This is a genomic window from Psychroserpens sp. BH13MA-6 (genome assembly GCF_052983595.1).
This window is the reverse complement of record NZ_JBRJGE010000002.1, coordinates 115,942-132,209: the sequence shown is the minus strand read 5'-3', so window position 1 is coordinate 132,209 and position 16,268 is coordinate 115,942. Positions and strand designations below refer to the sequence as shown.

General features: G+C 36.5%; 15 protein-coding genes. 5 read left to right on the top strand and 10 right to left on the bottom strand.

The window, feature by feature from the left end; translation table 11 throughout:
• Window positions 1-93: 93 nt before the first annotated feature.
• Complete coding sequence (locus ACU8DI_RS05165; protein ID WP_447111685.1) at window positions 94-1,563, top strand: SLC13 family permease; 1,470 nt, start codon at window positions 94-96, stop codon at window positions 1,561-1,563.
• Here the strand turns inward: ACU8DI_RS05165 and ACU8DI_RS05160 are convergent.
• The 6 genes from ACU8DI_RS05160 to pabB form a co-directional block, all read right to left on the bottom strand.
• Window positions 1,552-2,541, bottom strand: coding sequence for an aldose epimerase family protein (locus tag ACU8DI_RS05160; RefSeq protein WP_447111684.1), 990 nt, complete (start codon window positions 2,539-2,541; stop codon window positions 1,552-1,554). The genes ACU8DI_RS05165 and ACU8DI_RS05160 overlap by 12 nt on opposite strands.
• 6 nt (window positions 2,542-2,547) lie before the next feature.
• On the bottom strand, window positions 2,548-3,510 hold the full coding sequence (locus tag ACU8DI_RS05155) for a YheT family hydrolase (protein WP_447111683.1): 963 nt from the start codon (window positions 3,508-3,510) through the stop codon (window positions 2,548-2,550).
• A gap of 10 nt (window positions 3,511-3,520) precedes the next feature.
• Window positions 3,521-5,431: a CocE/NonD family hydrolase gene (locus ACU8DI_RS05150; RefSeq protein ID WP_447111682.1), complete on the bottom strand. Its 1,911-nt coding sequence runs from the start codon at window positions 5,429-5,431 to the stop codon at window positions 3,521-3,523.
• A 63-nt stretch (window positions 5,432-5,494) separates the two neighbouring features.
• Complete coding sequence (ade, locus tag ACU8DI_RS05145; RefSeq protein WP_447111681.1) at window positions 5,495-7,123, bottom strand: adenine deaminase; 1,629 nt, start codon at window positions 7,121-7,123, stop codon at window positions 5,495-5,497.
• Window positions 7,113-8,435 (bottom strand): tRNA lysidine(34) synthetase TilS, encoded by a 1,323-nt coding sequence (tilS, locus tag ACU8DI_RS05140; protein ID WP_447111680.1) that lies wholly within the window; start codon window positions 8,433-8,435, stop codon window positions 7,113-7,115. Before tilS ends, ade begins: the two co-directional genes overlap by 11 nt.
• 46 nt (window positions 8,436-8,481) lie before the next feature.
• Entirely contained in the window at window positions 8,482-9,774 is a 1,293-nt protein-coding gene (pabB, locus tag ACU8DI_RS05135; RefSeq protein ID WP_447111679.1) for an aminodeoxychorismate synthase component I, read from the bottom strand.
• An 85-nt stretch (window positions 9,775-9,859) separates the two neighbouring features.
• On the opposite strand from pabB, the gene ACU8DI_RS05130 reads away from it, so the two are divergent.
• The gene (locus tag ACU8DI_RS05130; RefSeq protein WP_447111678.1) at window positions 9,860-11,224 is read left to right on the top strand and encodes a DEAD/DEAH box helicase; all 1,365 of its coding nucleotides are present in this window, start codon (window positions 9,860-9,862) and stop codon (window positions 11,222-11,224) included.
• A gap of 116 nt (window positions 11,225-11,340) precedes the next feature.
• On the opposite strand, the gene ACU8DI_RS05125 is transcribed toward ACU8DI_RS05130, so the two are convergent.
• The 4 genes from ACU8DI_RS05125 to ACU8DI_RS05110 all read right to left on the bottom strand — a co-directional run bounded on the left by ACU8DI_RS05125 (window position 11,341) and on the right by ACU8DI_RS05110 (window position 13,618).
• Window positions 11,341-12,171, bottom strand: a complete 831-nt coding sequence (locus tag ACU8DI_RS05125; RefSeq protein WP_447111677.1) for a mechanosensitive ion channel family protein — start codon at window positions 12,169-12,171, stop codon at window positions 11,341-11,343.
• An 18-nt stretch (window positions 12,172-12,189) separates the two neighbouring features.
• Window positions 12,190-12,366, bottom strand: coding sequence for a hypothetical protein (locus ACU8DI_RS05120; protein WP_447111676.1), 177 nt, complete (start codon window positions 12,364-12,366; stop codon window positions 12,190-12,192).
• On the bottom strand, window positions 12,366-12,917 hold the full coding sequence (locus ACU8DI_RS05115) for an RNA polymerase sigma factor (protein WP_447111675.1): 552 nt from the start codon (window positions 12,915-12,917) through the stop codon (window positions 12,366-12,368). Before ACU8DI_RS05115 ends, ACU8DI_RS05120 begins: the two co-directional genes overlap by 1 nt.
• 281 nt (window positions 12,918-13,198) lie before the next feature.
• Window positions 13,199-13,618 (bottom strand): MotA/TolQ/ExbB proton channel family protein, encoded by a 420-nt coding sequence (locus tag ACU8DI_RS05110; protein WP_447111674.1) that lies wholly within the window; start codon window positions 13,616-13,618, stop codon window positions 13,199-13,201.
• 189 nt (window positions 13,619-13,807) lie between these two features.
• Between ACU8DI_RS05110 and ACU8DI_RS05105 the strand changes: the two genes are divergently transcribed.
• The 3 genes from ACU8DI_RS05105 to ACU8DI_RS05095 all read left to right on the top strand — a co-directional run bounded on the left by ACU8DI_RS05105 (window position 13,808) and on the right by ACU8DI_RS05095 (window position 16,242).
• Window positions 13,808-14,866 (top strand): sensor histidine kinase, encoded by a 1,059-nt coding sequence (locus ACU8DI_RS05105; protein WP_447111673.1) that lies wholly within the window; start codon window positions 13,808-13,810, stop codon window positions 14,864-14,866.
• Complete coding sequence (locus tag ACU8DI_RS05100) at window positions 14,863-15,579, top strand: LytR/AlgR family response regulator transcription factor (protein ID WP_447111672.1); 717 nt, start codon at window positions 14,863-14,865, stop codon at window positions 15,577-15,579. Before ACU8DI_RS05105 ends, ACU8DI_RS05100 begins: the two co-directional genes overlap by 4 nt.
• Before the next feature lie 69 nt (window positions 15,580-15,648).
• Window positions 15,649-16,242, top strand: a complete 594-nt coding sequence (locus ACU8DI_RS05095) for a hypothetical protein (RefSeq protein WP_447111671.1) — start codon at window positions 15,649-15,651, stop codon at window positions 16,240-16,242.
• Window positions 16,243-16,268 lie beyond the last annotated feature (26 nt).

Genomic DNA, 16,268 nt, shown 5'->3' with positions numbered 1-16,268 from the left:
CCTGCAAAATTTAGCCCTCTAGAAAATTTAAACCAGCAAATTGAAACATTATACTTGTAAATTTTTATCTTAGTTGATTCAATCACTTTGTCAATGAACCTCACCAAACGTATTGGCTTATTTCTAGGCCCAGCGCTATTTATTCTGATTCTTTTATTTTTTAAACCTGAGGGTCTTTCTCCTGAAGCGAATGCCGTTTTAGCTACGACAGCTTGGATTGCTGTTTGGTGGATTACTGAAGCCATTCCAATTGCAATTACGGCACTCCTACCTATAATCTTATTCCCGTTATCTGGCGGATTAGATTTACCTGCTACTACGAGTGCCTTCGGACATAAATACGTGTTTTTATATTTAGGCGGCTTTATCATTGCGATTGCCATTGAGAAATGGAACTTACACCGACGTATTGCGCTTAATATCATCAACATTATAGGAAGTGACGTCAAGAAAATTATTTTAGGGTTTATGCTTGCCACAGCTTTCCTATCTATGTGGATATCCAATACAGCAACCTCCGTCATGATGTTACCAATTGGTATAGCCATCATTAAACAGCTCAAGGACAATCCAAATACCCTAGAGAATGAAAACCGCATTTTTGGTAAAGCGCTCATGTTAGCCATCGCTTATAGCGCTTCTATTGGAGGTATTGCCACGTTAATTGGCACACCTCCCAATCTTGTTTTGGCTGGTGTCGTTTCTGATATTTATGATTACGAAATTACATTCTCGCAATGGTTTATGTTTGGTTTCCCTATCTCTATGGTCTTGCTTTTTATTTGTTGGAAATATCTCACACGCTATGCCTTTACGTTTAAACAGACAGAATTTCCTGGTGGAAAAGCGGAAATCAAACGACTTTTAAAATCCCTAGGACGCATTAGTTACGAGGAGAAATTGGTGGCCATCATTTTTATGCTTACGGCCTTTTGTTGGATTACTCGTTCCTTCTTATTACAAAAAATACTACCTGCTCTTGACGATACCATCATTGCCATGGCGTTTGCAGTCGTCTTGTTTTTAATCCCATCAAAGAGTAAAAAGGAACGCCTTATCAATTGGGAAGAAGCGGTTAAAATACCTTGGGGAATCATATTATTATTTGGAGGTGGTATGGCTTTGGCCAAAGGCTTTGAGACGAGTGGATTGGCCGAATGGATTGGCAATCAAATGACTTCTTTGGCTGGTATTACAACCATACTGCTCATTTTTCTGTTAGTGGCTTCTGTCAATTTCTTAACCGAGATCACTTCTAATTTGGCTACTACAGCCATGTTACTCCCTGTATTAGCACCAATGGCTTTGTCGGTAGACATTCATCCTTTTGTGCTTATGGTAGGTGCTGCAGTAGCGGCATCCTGCGCTTTTATGTTGCCTGTTGCCACACCACCAAACGCGGTTGTTTTTGGATCTGGTTATCTAAGAATCCCTGATATGGTAGGCAAAGGTGTTGTGATGAACGTCATTTCAATCGTGGTTGTTACGCTCTTCGTTTATTTTTTATTACCCGAATTGTGGGATATTGTTGTGGTAGGGTTTCCTGAAACTCTAAAGCAATGAAAATTTGAAACAAGTGGTATTCTGGTAAAGTTCTCCCGGACTTAAAATTGATGACGGAAAATTCATGTGATTAGGCGCATCAGGAAAGTTTTGCGCCTCGAAACAAATGGCTGGATAATCATCAAACACGAGGCCTTCCTTAAAGGAAAACTGATCAAATGCCTTTGGCGTAAAAATCACCAACGCTGGTTGATCTGTAAAAACCGTCATTTCAATTCCTGTTACATCAGAAGATAATATAGCAGCTGCTTTATCAACATCAGAATTCAGAACAAAGGTATCATCATATCCATCAAAGTCTTGACGACCTATTTCTGACGGCTCTTTTCGATCCATTTTGTTCGCTGTTGTTTCTAAAAGTATTCCTGTAGGCATCTGCTGTGAATCTACTTCTAAATACTGATCACTTTGAATTTGAAGTTCATGACTCAAAATACTTCCTTTTCCATTGAGATTGAAATAAGCGTGATTGGTCAAATTCACATGTGTTGGACGATCTGTTTCTGCCTTGTAAGTGATAATGAGCTCATTGGAAGCGGTGAGCTGGTAAGTCACTTTAACTTTTAAATTTCCAGGATAACCTTCCTCCATATGATCACTAACATAAGTGAGTGTCATTTGCGGGTTGTCATCTCTAATGACAGCATCAAAATCCCAATATTTTTTATCAAATCCGTTGAATCCACCATGAAGATGTATACCATGCTTCAACGACAAATCATATGACACGCCATCGATGTTGAATTGCCCATTGGAAATACGACCTGCATAGCGTCCTATTGAACTTCCTAAACAGCGATTTAATTCCAAATAATCAGATTTTAGATAATCTAAAGGCGAAGACAAACCCACCACTACTTCAGTGAGACTGCCCTGCTTATTGGGTACTTTCAGACTTAAAATAGTGGCGCCAAAATTGGACACATGGAGTTCCATGCCGTTGGAGTTCGTAATAATAGCGGTTTTTAAGGTAGACATTTATAGTTAGGTAAATTGTCTTGAAAATTCTAGAGCTCTTTTCTCGTTGTAATATACATTGTTCTTTGAAACAAACCCAACATGACCACCATATTTTGGCATTTCTAAAAATAAATTGTCGTTAGTCTTGGCAATTTTTACTGGATAACACTCGTGTGATAAGAAGGAATCATTCAAGGCATTAATCAATAGCGTTGGCACCTCAATAGCCTCTAAGTATTGAAGACTACTTGATTGATTATAATAATCCATCGCATCCTTAAAGCCATGCGCTTTTGAGGTATAAATTTCATCAAAATCTCTTAAAGTCTTGATCGCTTTGATATCCTCTTCAGAAATTTGTTCTGGAAACTGCTGAAGCTTTACCTGTAATTTTCCAACTAGATGTCTTCTAAAATTAATAGCAAAAGCTTTGTTTTTAAAACGGTGTAATTCTTTAGCAGATCCATTCAAATGCACTGGAACTGAAACGGCAATGGCTGCTTTTATAGTCTCTGGTCTGGGCCTGTTTTCGCCGAGATATTTCAAGGTGATATTGCCACCTAAACTAATGCCCTTAATATAAATTTTTTGATAGTTTTTTTGTTGAACGCAATGTTGTACTACATCATCCAAATCATCGGTAGCTCCAGAATGATAACTGTGGTAAAATCGATTGCCTTCGCCACTACAGCCTCTAAAATTAACGGCTACAGCATCTATCCCATTGTCGTTGAATAGCTTTGCTGTTCCAGTGATATAGGGTCGTTGTGCATGACCTTCCAATCCGTGTAATAAAATAATAACAGCATCGGAAGAACTTTTAGCATAGCTCCAATCCAAATCCAAGAAATCCTGATCCCGTGTTTCTATCCGTTCGCGTTTTTGTTGAATACCACGAACCTTTCGATATAAGCCTGAGTAAACAGTTGCCACAAATCCATTCCGAAACAGGATGGGTGGTTTATAATGAACATCCAATATTGGCATGAAACTTATCTTATTTTAGAACCGTAAACTCAATAGAAGAATCGTTAAAGACTTTATGAGTCTGCGTTTTAAAATCTTCCGCCTTAGCGTCAAAAATATTGTCCACATAGGTTTGCGGATTAGCGTCAATATATGGGAAGAACGTACTCTGTACCTGCACTTGAATTTTATGTCCCTTTTTGAAGGTATGGAATACATCCTGTAATTTTAAATTAACGGCTGTTTTTTTATTAGGAACGAATGGTTCTGGCTCACTCATACTATTTCTGAAACGACCACGAATCACCTCACTTCTTACCATCATGTGATAATTGCTAAGTTTTAAATGATCTTGAACATCTTCAGTATCTTCTGGTGTTTTTGTGTCTCCAGGAAACACATCAATGACTTTTACAATCCAATCAGCAGCAGTACCTGTCGTTGATACATTCAATTTAGCCATGATGTCACCAGCCAAAGTCATGTCCTCTTCTAAAATTTCCGTCTCAAAAACCAAGACATCAGGACGACGTGCTGCAAAGCGTTGATCATCGGTCATAAATTTTCTAGGCGTAAACACCACTTTGATATCTTCCGAATAAGGTACAGGCTTTTTAGGATCACTAATAAAATCAGAAGTTGCGATCATGCGATTCGCCTTTTGAGTTAATCGTTCATAAGGCTGCATGAAATAAGTCGCCTTCTCAGTATTTTTAGGAGGCCAAGAATCAAAATTAACCCACTCTTTTTTACCCGTATCAAACATATGTGCTTCAGGCAACTTCGTATTACCGTTAGCTTCACCTTTCAGAAAATGATTAAAAAAGGGGGTTTCAATATGTTTCTGAAAGTCATCTGAAAGACCATCACCAAAATGAATATTCCCTACCACTTGTCGGTCTCGCGTTCTCGCCCAATCGCCATGGCTCCAAGGCCCAAATACGACTGTATTATAATTATCACTATTGTTCTCAATGCTTTCATAGGTTGAAAATGGGCCGTATAAATCTTCAGCATCAAAAAAACCACCTACAATCATCGTTGCTGGTTTTATGTCCTTTAAATGCTGGATAATACCTCTACTTTGCCAAAACTCATCATAATTTGGATGCGTTTTAATTTGTTCATAAAACACATTATCAGGTCCGTAGTAGGCATCAAGATTACTCAAAGGACCAGCATCCAAAAAGAATTGGTATTGATCTTCAGTCCCTATATCTGGAAACTCGTACCACGCTTCTTTCACAGGTTGGTCTTTCATATAACCAAAAACAGATGTTGCTCTCCAATAACTTAACAAGAATGCGCCATTATGTATAAAATCATCGAAATAGAAGTCGCCTATACAAGCTTGTGGTGACGAAGCTTTCAATGCTGGATGATTAGACAACAAAGAATAGGTCGCATAAAAACCTGGATAGGAAATTCCCCAAGTTCCTACATTCCCATTATTATTCTCTACGTTGTTAATCAACCATTCAATGGTATCATAGGTATCACTCGCCTCATCTGTTTGGTTGCCCGTTTTGTTGGGAATATACGCTCTCATATTATCATAAACACCTTCACTATTCCATCGTCCGCGAACATCTTGATACACCACAATATTGCCTTCCTCCATCAAATATTTATTTGGTGATATCTTCGTTTTATATTCATTTGCACCATAAGGCCTACAGCTGTAAGGCGTTCGCATCATGAGTATAGGATAGGTTTTGGAGGTATCTTTTGGTGTATAAATCGTGGTGTGTAATTTAATACCATCACGCATTTCAATCATCACCTCCTTTTTATTATAATGCTCTTGAACGTAAGTATCCTCAGCGGTTTCGACAGTAGTTTCAACGGTAGTTTGAGATGCACTTTCTTCCGAAGGTATATTTTTTTTACAATGAGTGAGCATGACTGTTAAACATGCTAAAAGAAGTATCTTTCTTATCATAAGTCTTAAAGTTTAGAATGCTTAAAGATACTTATTATAACTATTAAATCTAAGAAAGAAATGTTAATGCACTTCGAGCGAAGTAAACTTAAAGTCCTTACCATTAAATAAACCTTTATCACTCAGTTTTAAGGCTGGTATGACGAGTAAGGCCATAAAAGATAAGGTCATGTAAGGTGCTTTTAACGGACTCCCGAAGGATTTAGCCATACGGTCTAATGCTGCATAGGATTTCCCAATCGATTCGCCATCTTGGTCACTCATAATACCAGCCACTGGCAAGGGTACGATTAATTCCTCAGTATCGGAAACAGCGCAGATACCTCCTTTATTTTCGATAATCAGATTTACAGCTTTGCAAATCATGTCATCAGAGACACCAACGGCAATAATATTATGAGAGTCATGACCAACCGAAGACGCGATAGCGCCTTTTTTCAATCCAAAGTTCTTAGTAAAAGCTAAGGATGGCATATCGTTATTATAACGATTAACAACCGCCATTTTTAGAATATCCTTGTCAGTATTTGAGACTAAGTTTTCCTTATCGTAGGTGGCGTCTGCAATTAATTCATTTGTCACCAGTTGTCCTTCGTTAGCTTCAATGACTCTAATTTTTTTGGTGTGAGACGGTATTTTAAAATCTGAAATATCCTTTTTCTCAGTATTGAAATTATTCAAGTTCTCAAAGGCGACAGACTTTAACTTGGAACTACCATTTTCACTCACTAAAGTTCCATTGATATAGGTCTGAAGGACCTTAAAATTCTGGAGGTTTTCAACCACAATACAATCGGCAAGATCACCTTCTCGTAATAGGCCTACATCTAAATTGTAATGCTCAACTGGGTTGACACAAGCGACTTGTAAGACTTTAAAGATATCCATCCCTTTTGCTACAGCTCTTGCACAAAGCTTATTGATATGGTCAATAAGTAAATCATCTGGGTGCTTATCGTCACTACAAAACATCATGTGGTTATAATGTTCTGGTAAAAGATCTATCAAAGCCTCAAAATTTTTAGCTGCACTTCCTTCACGAATTAACACTTTCATTCCTTTTTGCAATTTCTCCAGACCTTCTTCAAAAGTAAAACACTCATGATCGGTTGAAATTCCAGCGCCAATATATTTACTAACATCATCTCCCACTAAGCCAGGTGCATGCCCATCAATAGGCTTATTATAATACTTGGCCCATTCCAATTTTTTCATGACCTCTTGATCCTCAAACAAGACACCAGGATAATTCATCATTTCCGCAAGGTATTTGATGTCTGGGTTGGCCAATAACTGTTTAATAGCGTCTGAATCAATGGTCGCTCCGGCAGATTCAAACGTTGTGGCTGGCACGCAGGAAGGTGCTCCAAAATTAAACTTAAACGGACTTAGTTTTCCATTCTCAATCATAAAGTTGACACCTTTAACACCAAGTACATTAGCAATCTCATGAGGATCAGAAACGCTTGCTACCGTACCGTGATTTACAGCAATTTTAGCGAATTCTGTTGGCACCAACATCGAACTCTCAATATGTATATGTGCATCCACAAAACCAGGTAATATCACCTGTTCCGAATCGTGTTGTTGTTCTTCAATGGCCACAATTTTGCCTTCGGAAATGCTTACTTCGCCCTTAAAAATGCGTCTGTTCTTTATATCGACAATTTGTCCTCGCAGTTTATGACTCATTCGTTTCTAATGTGATTTTTAAAATTTGGGATGTGTGTTCAGATACTTTAAATCGGTCGTCGGCACGTTCACCAACAAGCCAGACGATATGGTCACCAGAGGTCAGCACCACCGCATTTTCCTTTTCCACTAAGGTGTACTTTTCATCTTTAAAATACTTGCTTAACTTCTTTTTTCCTCGCATTCCAAATGGATAAAACGAGTCGCCATGTTCCCAATGCCTCAACAATAATGGAAACACCAATTTATTCTTATCGACATAAATGGTATTTTTGTTGGTGGTTGTCACCGCATCAGCTTCATCAAAAAACAATATCCCTTTAGAAATGGGTACTTTGGTGTCATTGTCTTGTATTTCCACAGCATCAAATACAGGCTTTTTTAGAGCTGTTAATATCAAATGATCCCGATCTTTAATCAAACGGTGTGTTTTTGACATCACAAATTTGCCGGAATTTGCCTCTAATAAGTACATGACATCATTCCACTCGGTAAAACCGTAATCCTTAAAAAGTTCGTAGAGATATGCTCTTGGATTATTCACAGTTTTAAATTCTGAAATCTTGAACTTAACTTGATTTTCATCAATTGATTCAATCGCCTTACTTTCAAATTCAAGCATCCGATCTGCAACAATATCAGCGATATCATTTAGATTTGAAAGGGTATTCTTAAAATTTTGAAGAAACTCCTGTCGTCCTTCCTTGAGTGTGGGAACAACATGATGTCTTATATTATTTCTCAGATATTTATCTGAAGCATTACTGCTATCCTCACGCCATTGAAGTCGGTGTCTTTCTGCATAATCTTCAATGTCACTTCTTGAAAAGATGAGTAATGGTCGTACAAGGCGATGATTGATCTCAGGTATACCTGTAAGACCATTAAAGCCTGTTCCTCTCGTTAAATTGATTAAGAATGTTTCTAGGTTATCATCGGCATGATGGGCTGTCAGTATAAAATCAAACCCTAAATGCTCTGATAACTGATGGAACCAATCGTATCTCAATTGTCTGGCTGCCATTTGGATGGACAGTTGATGTGTTTCTGCATAGGCTTCCGTATCAAAACTTTCAATAAAAACCTCAAAGTTGAACTGTTCTGCCAAATCCAAAACGAAGGCTTCATCTGCATCGCTTTCTTCGCCACGCAGATTAAAATTACAATGGGCTAAGGCGACATTCAACTTTAAGTCATAACATAAATGTGCTAGAACCACGCTATCCAATCCTCCAGAAATAGCTAGAAGTAATTTACCTTCCTTGAGAAAATCTAGGTGTTCATCAATATGTTTACTGAATTTTTGCTCCACAAAATCAAAGGTAATTCTTAAAATGTGTAATTACTAAAAAGTGTTATTAATTCTCTAGAACCTCTCGCATTGCCTTGGCTTTCACAAGACACTCTTCGTATTCCTTATTTGGGTCACTCTTTGCTGTAATGGCACCTCCAACGGAATAGGATACATAGGCATTTGTCGCATTGTAAAGGATGCTGCGAATCACTACATTAAAATCAAAATCGTTGTTTGGAGAAAAGTAACCAACAGCTCCAGAATAGAGTCCGCGTTTGGTCTCCTCCAAGTCCTCAATAATTTTCATCGCAGAAATTTTAGGAGCACCCGTCATACTGCCCATGGGAAACGTCGATTTTATAATCGCGACCGGATGCGTTGTTTCCTCAACTCTAGAAGTCACTGTAGATATCATTTGATGAACCTGTTCGAAGGTGTAAACCTTACAAAGCTCCTTGACGTTTACGCTTCCCTTAACCGCTGTTTTAGACAAATCGTTACGAACTAAATCCACAATCATCACATTCTCACTTCGTTCTTTAGCATCTTCGGAAAGTTGCTGTTTTAGGTGTGCATCGTCTTGTTTATTTTCAGACCGCTTAGCCGTTCCTTTAATAGGTTGTGACGTGATATCCAATCCAGACTTTTTGATATAGCGTTCTGGTGAGGCTGACATCAAATACTTGTCATAAATTCTCATAAAGGTTGCAAAAGGCGGCTTGGATATGCTATTGAGCTTGTGATACGTATCTAAAGGATGAATATGGGTATTCTCAGCATAAAACTCTTGACAGAAATTAGCTTCATAAATATCACCTCTATGAATATGAGCCAACATCTGGCGCACTTTATTAAAATAATTCTCCTTATGAATTCGCAATTTAATTTTTACAGGTTCTTGGCAAATTACCGTCTCCACAAGCACTTCTTCCGCTATAGACTTTAAATCCTCATCAAGCTCATCGGACACAAAATTAAGATACTGCATCTCTAGGACATGTCCTTTGAGCAAAAACACTTTTTTAGGTTGAAAAAAGAATAATTCAGGAAACCCTAGACCATCAAAATTATTGGAGCTTAGCTGTTCAATATCGTTTTTAAGATCATAGGATAAATAGCCAAAAATCCAGTCATTTACAGAAGACTGATACTCCTGCAATTGCTGAAAAGCATCAAAGTAATCCGTTTGAAATACCGTGAGCGCATCAACCGCCAAAACCGCGTCATAAGCAGAAAATTCTTGTTTGTGATCATTACTATCTAGCCAAACGACTTCATCAAATTGTTGGCTCCAAGATAGCATCTGCTTCTTGAAAATTTCAGGATTGGAAATATGTTTGGTTGCGCTTGTTCTCAATACTCTCAAATGTATCGCAAATTTGCGAATTAAAGCTGTCAATAACAAGTATGAATATCCGAAGTAAAAAAATTACCTTTGCAACATGGAAGATCAAACGACTTTTGCAGATTTAAATCTGAACACACCTTTGTATAATGCGCTTGGTGATTTAGGTTTTGAATATCCCACACCTATTCAGGCGCAAGCTTTTAATATTGTTGCTTCAGGTAAAGATGTGGTTGGTATTGCACAAACAGGTACAGGTAAAACTTTTGCGTACATGTTACCGATTTTACGTCATTTGAAATACTCAAAGCAAGATAATCCGAGAGTACTCATTTTAGTACCTACTCGTGAACTTGTTGTGCAAGTTGTTGATGAAATAGAAAAATTAGCTTCCTACATTAATGTCAGAGTTTTAGGTGTTTATGGTGGTACCAATATTAATACTCAAAAGCAAGCTGTTGCGCAAGGACAGGATATTATCGTCGCTACTCCGGGACGTTTATTCGATTTAGCCGTAAGTCATGTGCTTCAGTTAAAGTCTATACAGAAACTTGTCATTGATGAAGTGGATGTGATGTTAGATCTTGGGTTTAGACACCAATTATTGAATATTTTTGATATTCTTCCAGACCGTCGTCAAAATATTATGTTTTCTGCAACCATGACAGACGACGTTGACGAACTTATCACTAATTTTTTCATTAAGCCACAGCGCGTTACCGTTGCTGTTTCTGGAACACCGCTTCATAATATTGAACAGTCGCGTTACAATGTGCCTAATTTTTACACCAAAGTCAATTTATTGGAGTATTTGTTAAGTGATAACACAGTGTATGATAAGGTTTTGGTGTTTGTCGCCTTTAAAAAATTGGCAGATAAACTTTTCGATGAATTAGAAGAGCGTTTTCCCGGACAGGCTTGCGTCATCCACTCCAATAAGACACAAAATTACAGACTAAGAAGTATCGAACAATTTCGATCAGGAGAACATCGCATTCTCATTGCGACCGATGTTATGGCAAGAGGTTTAGATATTGAGAATGTTAGCCACGTTATTAATTTTGACACGCCTAACTTTCCAGAAAATTATATGCATCGAATAGGTAGAACAGGAAGAGCAGAGCAACAAGGTCATGCCCTCACCTTTTCCACGGAAAAAGAACAAGAAGCCATTAAGGAGATTGAAAATTATATGTCTAAAAATGTGTCATTGTTGAAATTCCCTGATGCTGTAGAAGTTTCCAAAGAGCTTATTGGAGAAGAACGTCCACAAATTAGAGAGCGTAACAACCCAACTAAACGCACTGACGAAGACAGCGCAGGTCCCGCTTTTCATGAAAAGAAAGACAAAAATAAGAAGGAAAACTTGGGTGGCTCCTACAAGTTTAAAATAGCCGCTAAATATAAGAAACCAAAAACTAGAGGCGACAAAAATTACAACAAACGAAATAAGCGCAAATAATACGACTTTCAAGATTTATACGCCTAAAAAACCCTTTTCAAATAAATGAAAAGGGATTACAGAATGCCTGAGCAAACTAGACGTTATGAACATAATTAATTTATAACCCTAAGTCTCTAGTCTACTACCTTTATATGGCTTTCTACAATATCTTTAACGGGTACTATCACTTTTTTACCTTCTGTGTTTTTTAATACCACAGAAATATTATTGATAGAATCAATCTCATAGATTTCCTCCTGAAATTCAATTCTTTTACCAACCTCGAACGTTTTTCTAGTGTAAAACGTTTTAAGCAAATCACCTACAGTTTCTCTTGCTCCTAAACCAAAGGCTAAGGCAAAAGCCAATAAAAATGCGGCAAGAATCATGGTGAGATTACTCGTAATAATATCCGTATTAACGCCTGCTTGATTTAAAGCTGTTATGGATATAAAAATTAGCAAAAGGAAAAACACAATCTGGCTCAACATTTTACCTCCTGATAAATCCATTGAATCAAAGAAGGATCTCAGTCCTTTCTTGACAAAATTTGCAAAAAGAAGTCCGAGTGTAAAAATTATAAGTCCTACGAACAGCTTTGGTAAATAGCTTAAAAAGTCACTGATTTTTTCAGATAAAATAGTTAAATCTAGCATATCAGACACCATGATAAGCAACATAATATACATGAGCCATTTGACGAATGTTGATACAATTTTGACAACATCAAAATTGAGTTGTTTCCCTTCTACGATTTCAATCTCGTTTAATTTATCATCAATTTTATGCGCTTTGGCTAACACCAATGCCTTTTTGATGATTCGCACGACCAATTTCGTAACCAACCATCCCACAACGAGCACGACCAGTGCAAATATTAATTTTGGAAATATTTTGGATATCTCAGTCCACATATTGGAAATAGATTCCATCGCAGAATCTTTTAAGCTCGTAATTTCATTCATGACATTCTAATTTTGCTCTTATTTTTTATCTCTTTTACTCATAACTGTTTCAATCACATCCCCTAAATTATAGGAAAACAGCTCAGCTAACTCCATAATTAACTTGGCGATAGCAATATCGTTCATAACCTTGGCCTTCAGTTCCTCTGGAACCGATTTCAATGGCTTATCGAGATCTTTAAAAGGATTTTCCATCAGTTAAGGTTATTAGCGTAAACAGTTAACAATTTATCTTTAGCGCGCTTGACTCGCATTTTTACAGCGCTTTCTCCTATTCCTAAAACGCTCTCAATTTCCTTTATAGAAAGGTTGTCTTGATATTTTAGTAAAAGGATCATCTTTTCATCTGGTGACACTAAGTCTAAGGCTTTTTTGAGTTTATCCACTCTCATGTCACTAAAGTCAGAGTACTCATCATCATCAGAAATATTTTCAATATCTGCATAATCCACCGACTGTTTCTCGAACTTCTTCGCGGTATTTCTAGTGACATAATTCACACAATGGTTATACGTAAAAGCGTACAGCCATGTAGAAAATTTTGACTTTCCTTTAAAACTAGACAATTTCACAAAAAGCTTCAAAAACACATCTTGCGTTAGATCTTTGGCTTCATCACTATCTTTTGCAAACCCATAGCATTTGTTGTAAACTAACGACGCAAAACGATCATACAATATTTCAAATAGCATTGTATCATTGTCTTTCACAATAGCACTCACCAGATCTTCGTCTGATAACTTCAAAATGTCATTAGAGGGTTGCAAAAAATATTAGATTGACTTTTATAGTTTATTGTAAGACACGTGTATCCATGGTAAGTCACACGAATTTTAACACATCCATTAAATTTAATAAAATTATCTTTCTAAAACACTAAAAATCAGACATAAAAAAAACGAACAACATTGTTCGTCTTTTTAGTCTTTAGCAATTTCAGATATCCACTACAAATACCAAAATAGCAAAAAAAGAGGCAAAGGCCTATATTGACTCATGGTAAGTAATCAGCAGGCTTTAATGTCTTTTAAGATACCTCCTCTGGCTTTAAGGTTAATCTTAAGATCATGATACCGATTCTGGCAATCACAAAGGTAAACAATCCAAAGGTTGCTGTTAGCAATGACACCTTTAAACCACCGGCAAACATTTCAGGACTTGGGTTTCCTATGGCTTCAATGGAATCGAAAGCAGATATTAAACCCAAAACAGACCCTAAAAATCCCAAAACCAATCCCAATAGGCTTGAGTCTACGGTTAACTTAAGCATTTTTCTGGCTTTAGCAACTGATTTCTTCGCTGCCATAAATCCTATGACAATAAAAACAATAGATGCTAACAAGCATAGGAGTATAAGAGACATAAATAAAGGGCCTCCTTCCACAAAAATATTAGCTAAAATAGCTAGTCCCAACACTTTTGTAAACGCAATAATTAATGTATTCATAATAATAAATTTAGTTAAACATGCTCAAACATAAAAATTAAACCAGTCGCTTTTTTTTCAATGCGACCAATAACGAATTTAAGGATGGTTATAACAGTTTCGTCAAATAGCTTGCTAATCCTGTCATTTGTCTCTAATTCTATTTCTTGAATAAAATTTATAGTAATATTGTAATACAGTATATGTATCATGTTCTCCAGAAAAGCGATAGTTCATAAAATCGGACAAATAATATTACACCTCCTCTTTTGGATTGGTGTCTTATTTTTTTACACCTATTTTTTTGGTGTCAATAGTGCGGATTTCGAAAACACACTCAAGTTCTCGCTTTTTCTCATGCCGATAACCATCGCCACTACCTATGTTGCCACATACATTCTTATCCCAGAATACCTCATCAAAAAAGCGTATTGGCGATTTGCACTATACAGTCTTTACACATTTATTATTTCAGCCTACTTAATTGCCGTTTCTATATTTTTCAGTTTGATTTACCTATCAAATTTCGAATATGCCGAAATGAATCCTTCCACCAAGAATATTATTTTTATCAGTACCGCTGTGTATTTGGTTGTTGTGGTGGTAAGTGCTTTTAAATTGTTGAAATTAAACATTCAGCAAATTTCAAAAACGAGACATTTAGAAACCAAAATATGGGACACGCAGTTGAAGCTAAAAGAGCAGGAACTCAATTATCTCAAGATGCAAATCCACCCACATTTTTTGTTTAATACATTAAATACCATGTATGGTTTTGCATTAAAAAAGGCAGATCAAACGCCAGACATGATTTTAAAGCTCTCCAACTTACTGGATTATTTATTGTATCAAGTAGAAAAACCATTGGTATTACTAACCGAAGAACTATCTCATATTGAGGATTATATCGCTTTAGAGAAAATGCGATTTAATGATAAATTAGTGATCCAATTCAACAAACACATAACCCATGAAGACGTAAGTATTGCACCCATGTTATTATTGCCATTTATAGAGAACAGTTTTAAACATGGTCGTATTAAAAACGGAAGATTAACCATAGCTATTAATATTGAAGCCGCTAAGGATATTATTAAATTTACCGTTAAAAATTCCTGTACTGAACAAGATAATTCAGATCAAGGTATTGGCTTGGAAAACATTAAAAAACGATTGGATTTATTATACCCACAGCAATACCAACTTGATATTCAAAAGCAATCAGAGACCTTTGAAGTCCATCTTGTTTTAACACCTAAAAACACATGAGTAAATCTGGATATATATCGTGTTTGATTGTCGATGATGAAGCCATCGCTCGAGAAATTATAGCTACCCATTTATCTCATTTTGATCGGATAAATATTGTGGCCAGTTGCAGTAGTGCTGTGGAGGCATTTCAACATATTAACACTCATAATATCGACCTAGTATTTCTGGATATTAATATGCCACAAATTTCAGGTATTTCTTTTGCAAAATCCATTAATCGGGATATTAAGGTGATTTTCACGACCGCATACCGTGACTACGCTGTTGAAGGTTTTGAACTCAAAGCCGTAGATTACCTCTTGAAACCTATTTCGTTGGAACGTTTGGAAAAAGCGCTTCAGAATTATTTTGAAATATATGGCGATAATGCAAAAAAGACCAGTTCTGAAGCTTTTGAATCGGACTTTATGTTTGTGCGTTCTAATCGGAAAATGATTAAAATTGATTACAGCGAAATTATCTATATTGAAAGTTACAGTGATTATTTAAAAATTCATTTAGCTTCACAAACCATCGTCACGAGAGAGACCATTAGTGCCATTGAAGCCAAACTGCCTAATCACCTTTTTTTAAGAATCCATCGCTCTTACATTATTGCCATCGCTCATATTCAATCTTTCACGAATGAACACATCAATATCCATAACATTGCCTTACCCATGAGTAGAAGTTATAAAAAAGAGGTGCTTAATCATTTAGAAAAATTTTAGATACCGTTCAATATTTGCTAAATTTATTCGTTGGAATAGTAATTGCTATTTTTGAAAAAAGTCTGCTTAATGAACGAATACCTACACAAAGCGATTCCTAACTTAAAACCTTTTGATTTCGGACGTGATCACGACGCACTCTTACTTAATAAAGAATGGGTCTTGGTGAATGGTATCTCGAAAAAGAAATCCATTTACACTTTCAGAAAAGAAAACATCCTTGAAATCACACGAAAAGAGTCATTAATTGAAACCACTTGGACCATCAACATTAATAATGTGTTTACCATTGAAACAGAAGATGGGTTAATAACGGTGAAGGCTTACTTTAAGGACGATGATGTATTGGTTTTAGATCATCAAAACAAAAAGGAGTTTGCCTTATTCATTAATACAACGAATCATGAAAATGACCTAAATTCCGTGGCTGATGTACAAAATTTTTTAAAAGAAAAATACAAGCAGAAAGTTACTAATCTTATTTACGACCATGAGTTTTACTATATCGAAAAGTCTAAGGAATTTGGTCCATTTACGGTTGAAGAGCTTTCAGAAAAAGTGAAGCGAGAAGAAATTAGCGTGTATTGCTTTGTAAGAGACATCAATGAATATGATTATAGCCAGCGTTTGAGAATATATGATTTGATCAAAGAACTTGATTAAATCAGCTAATAAAATAAAAAAAGCGA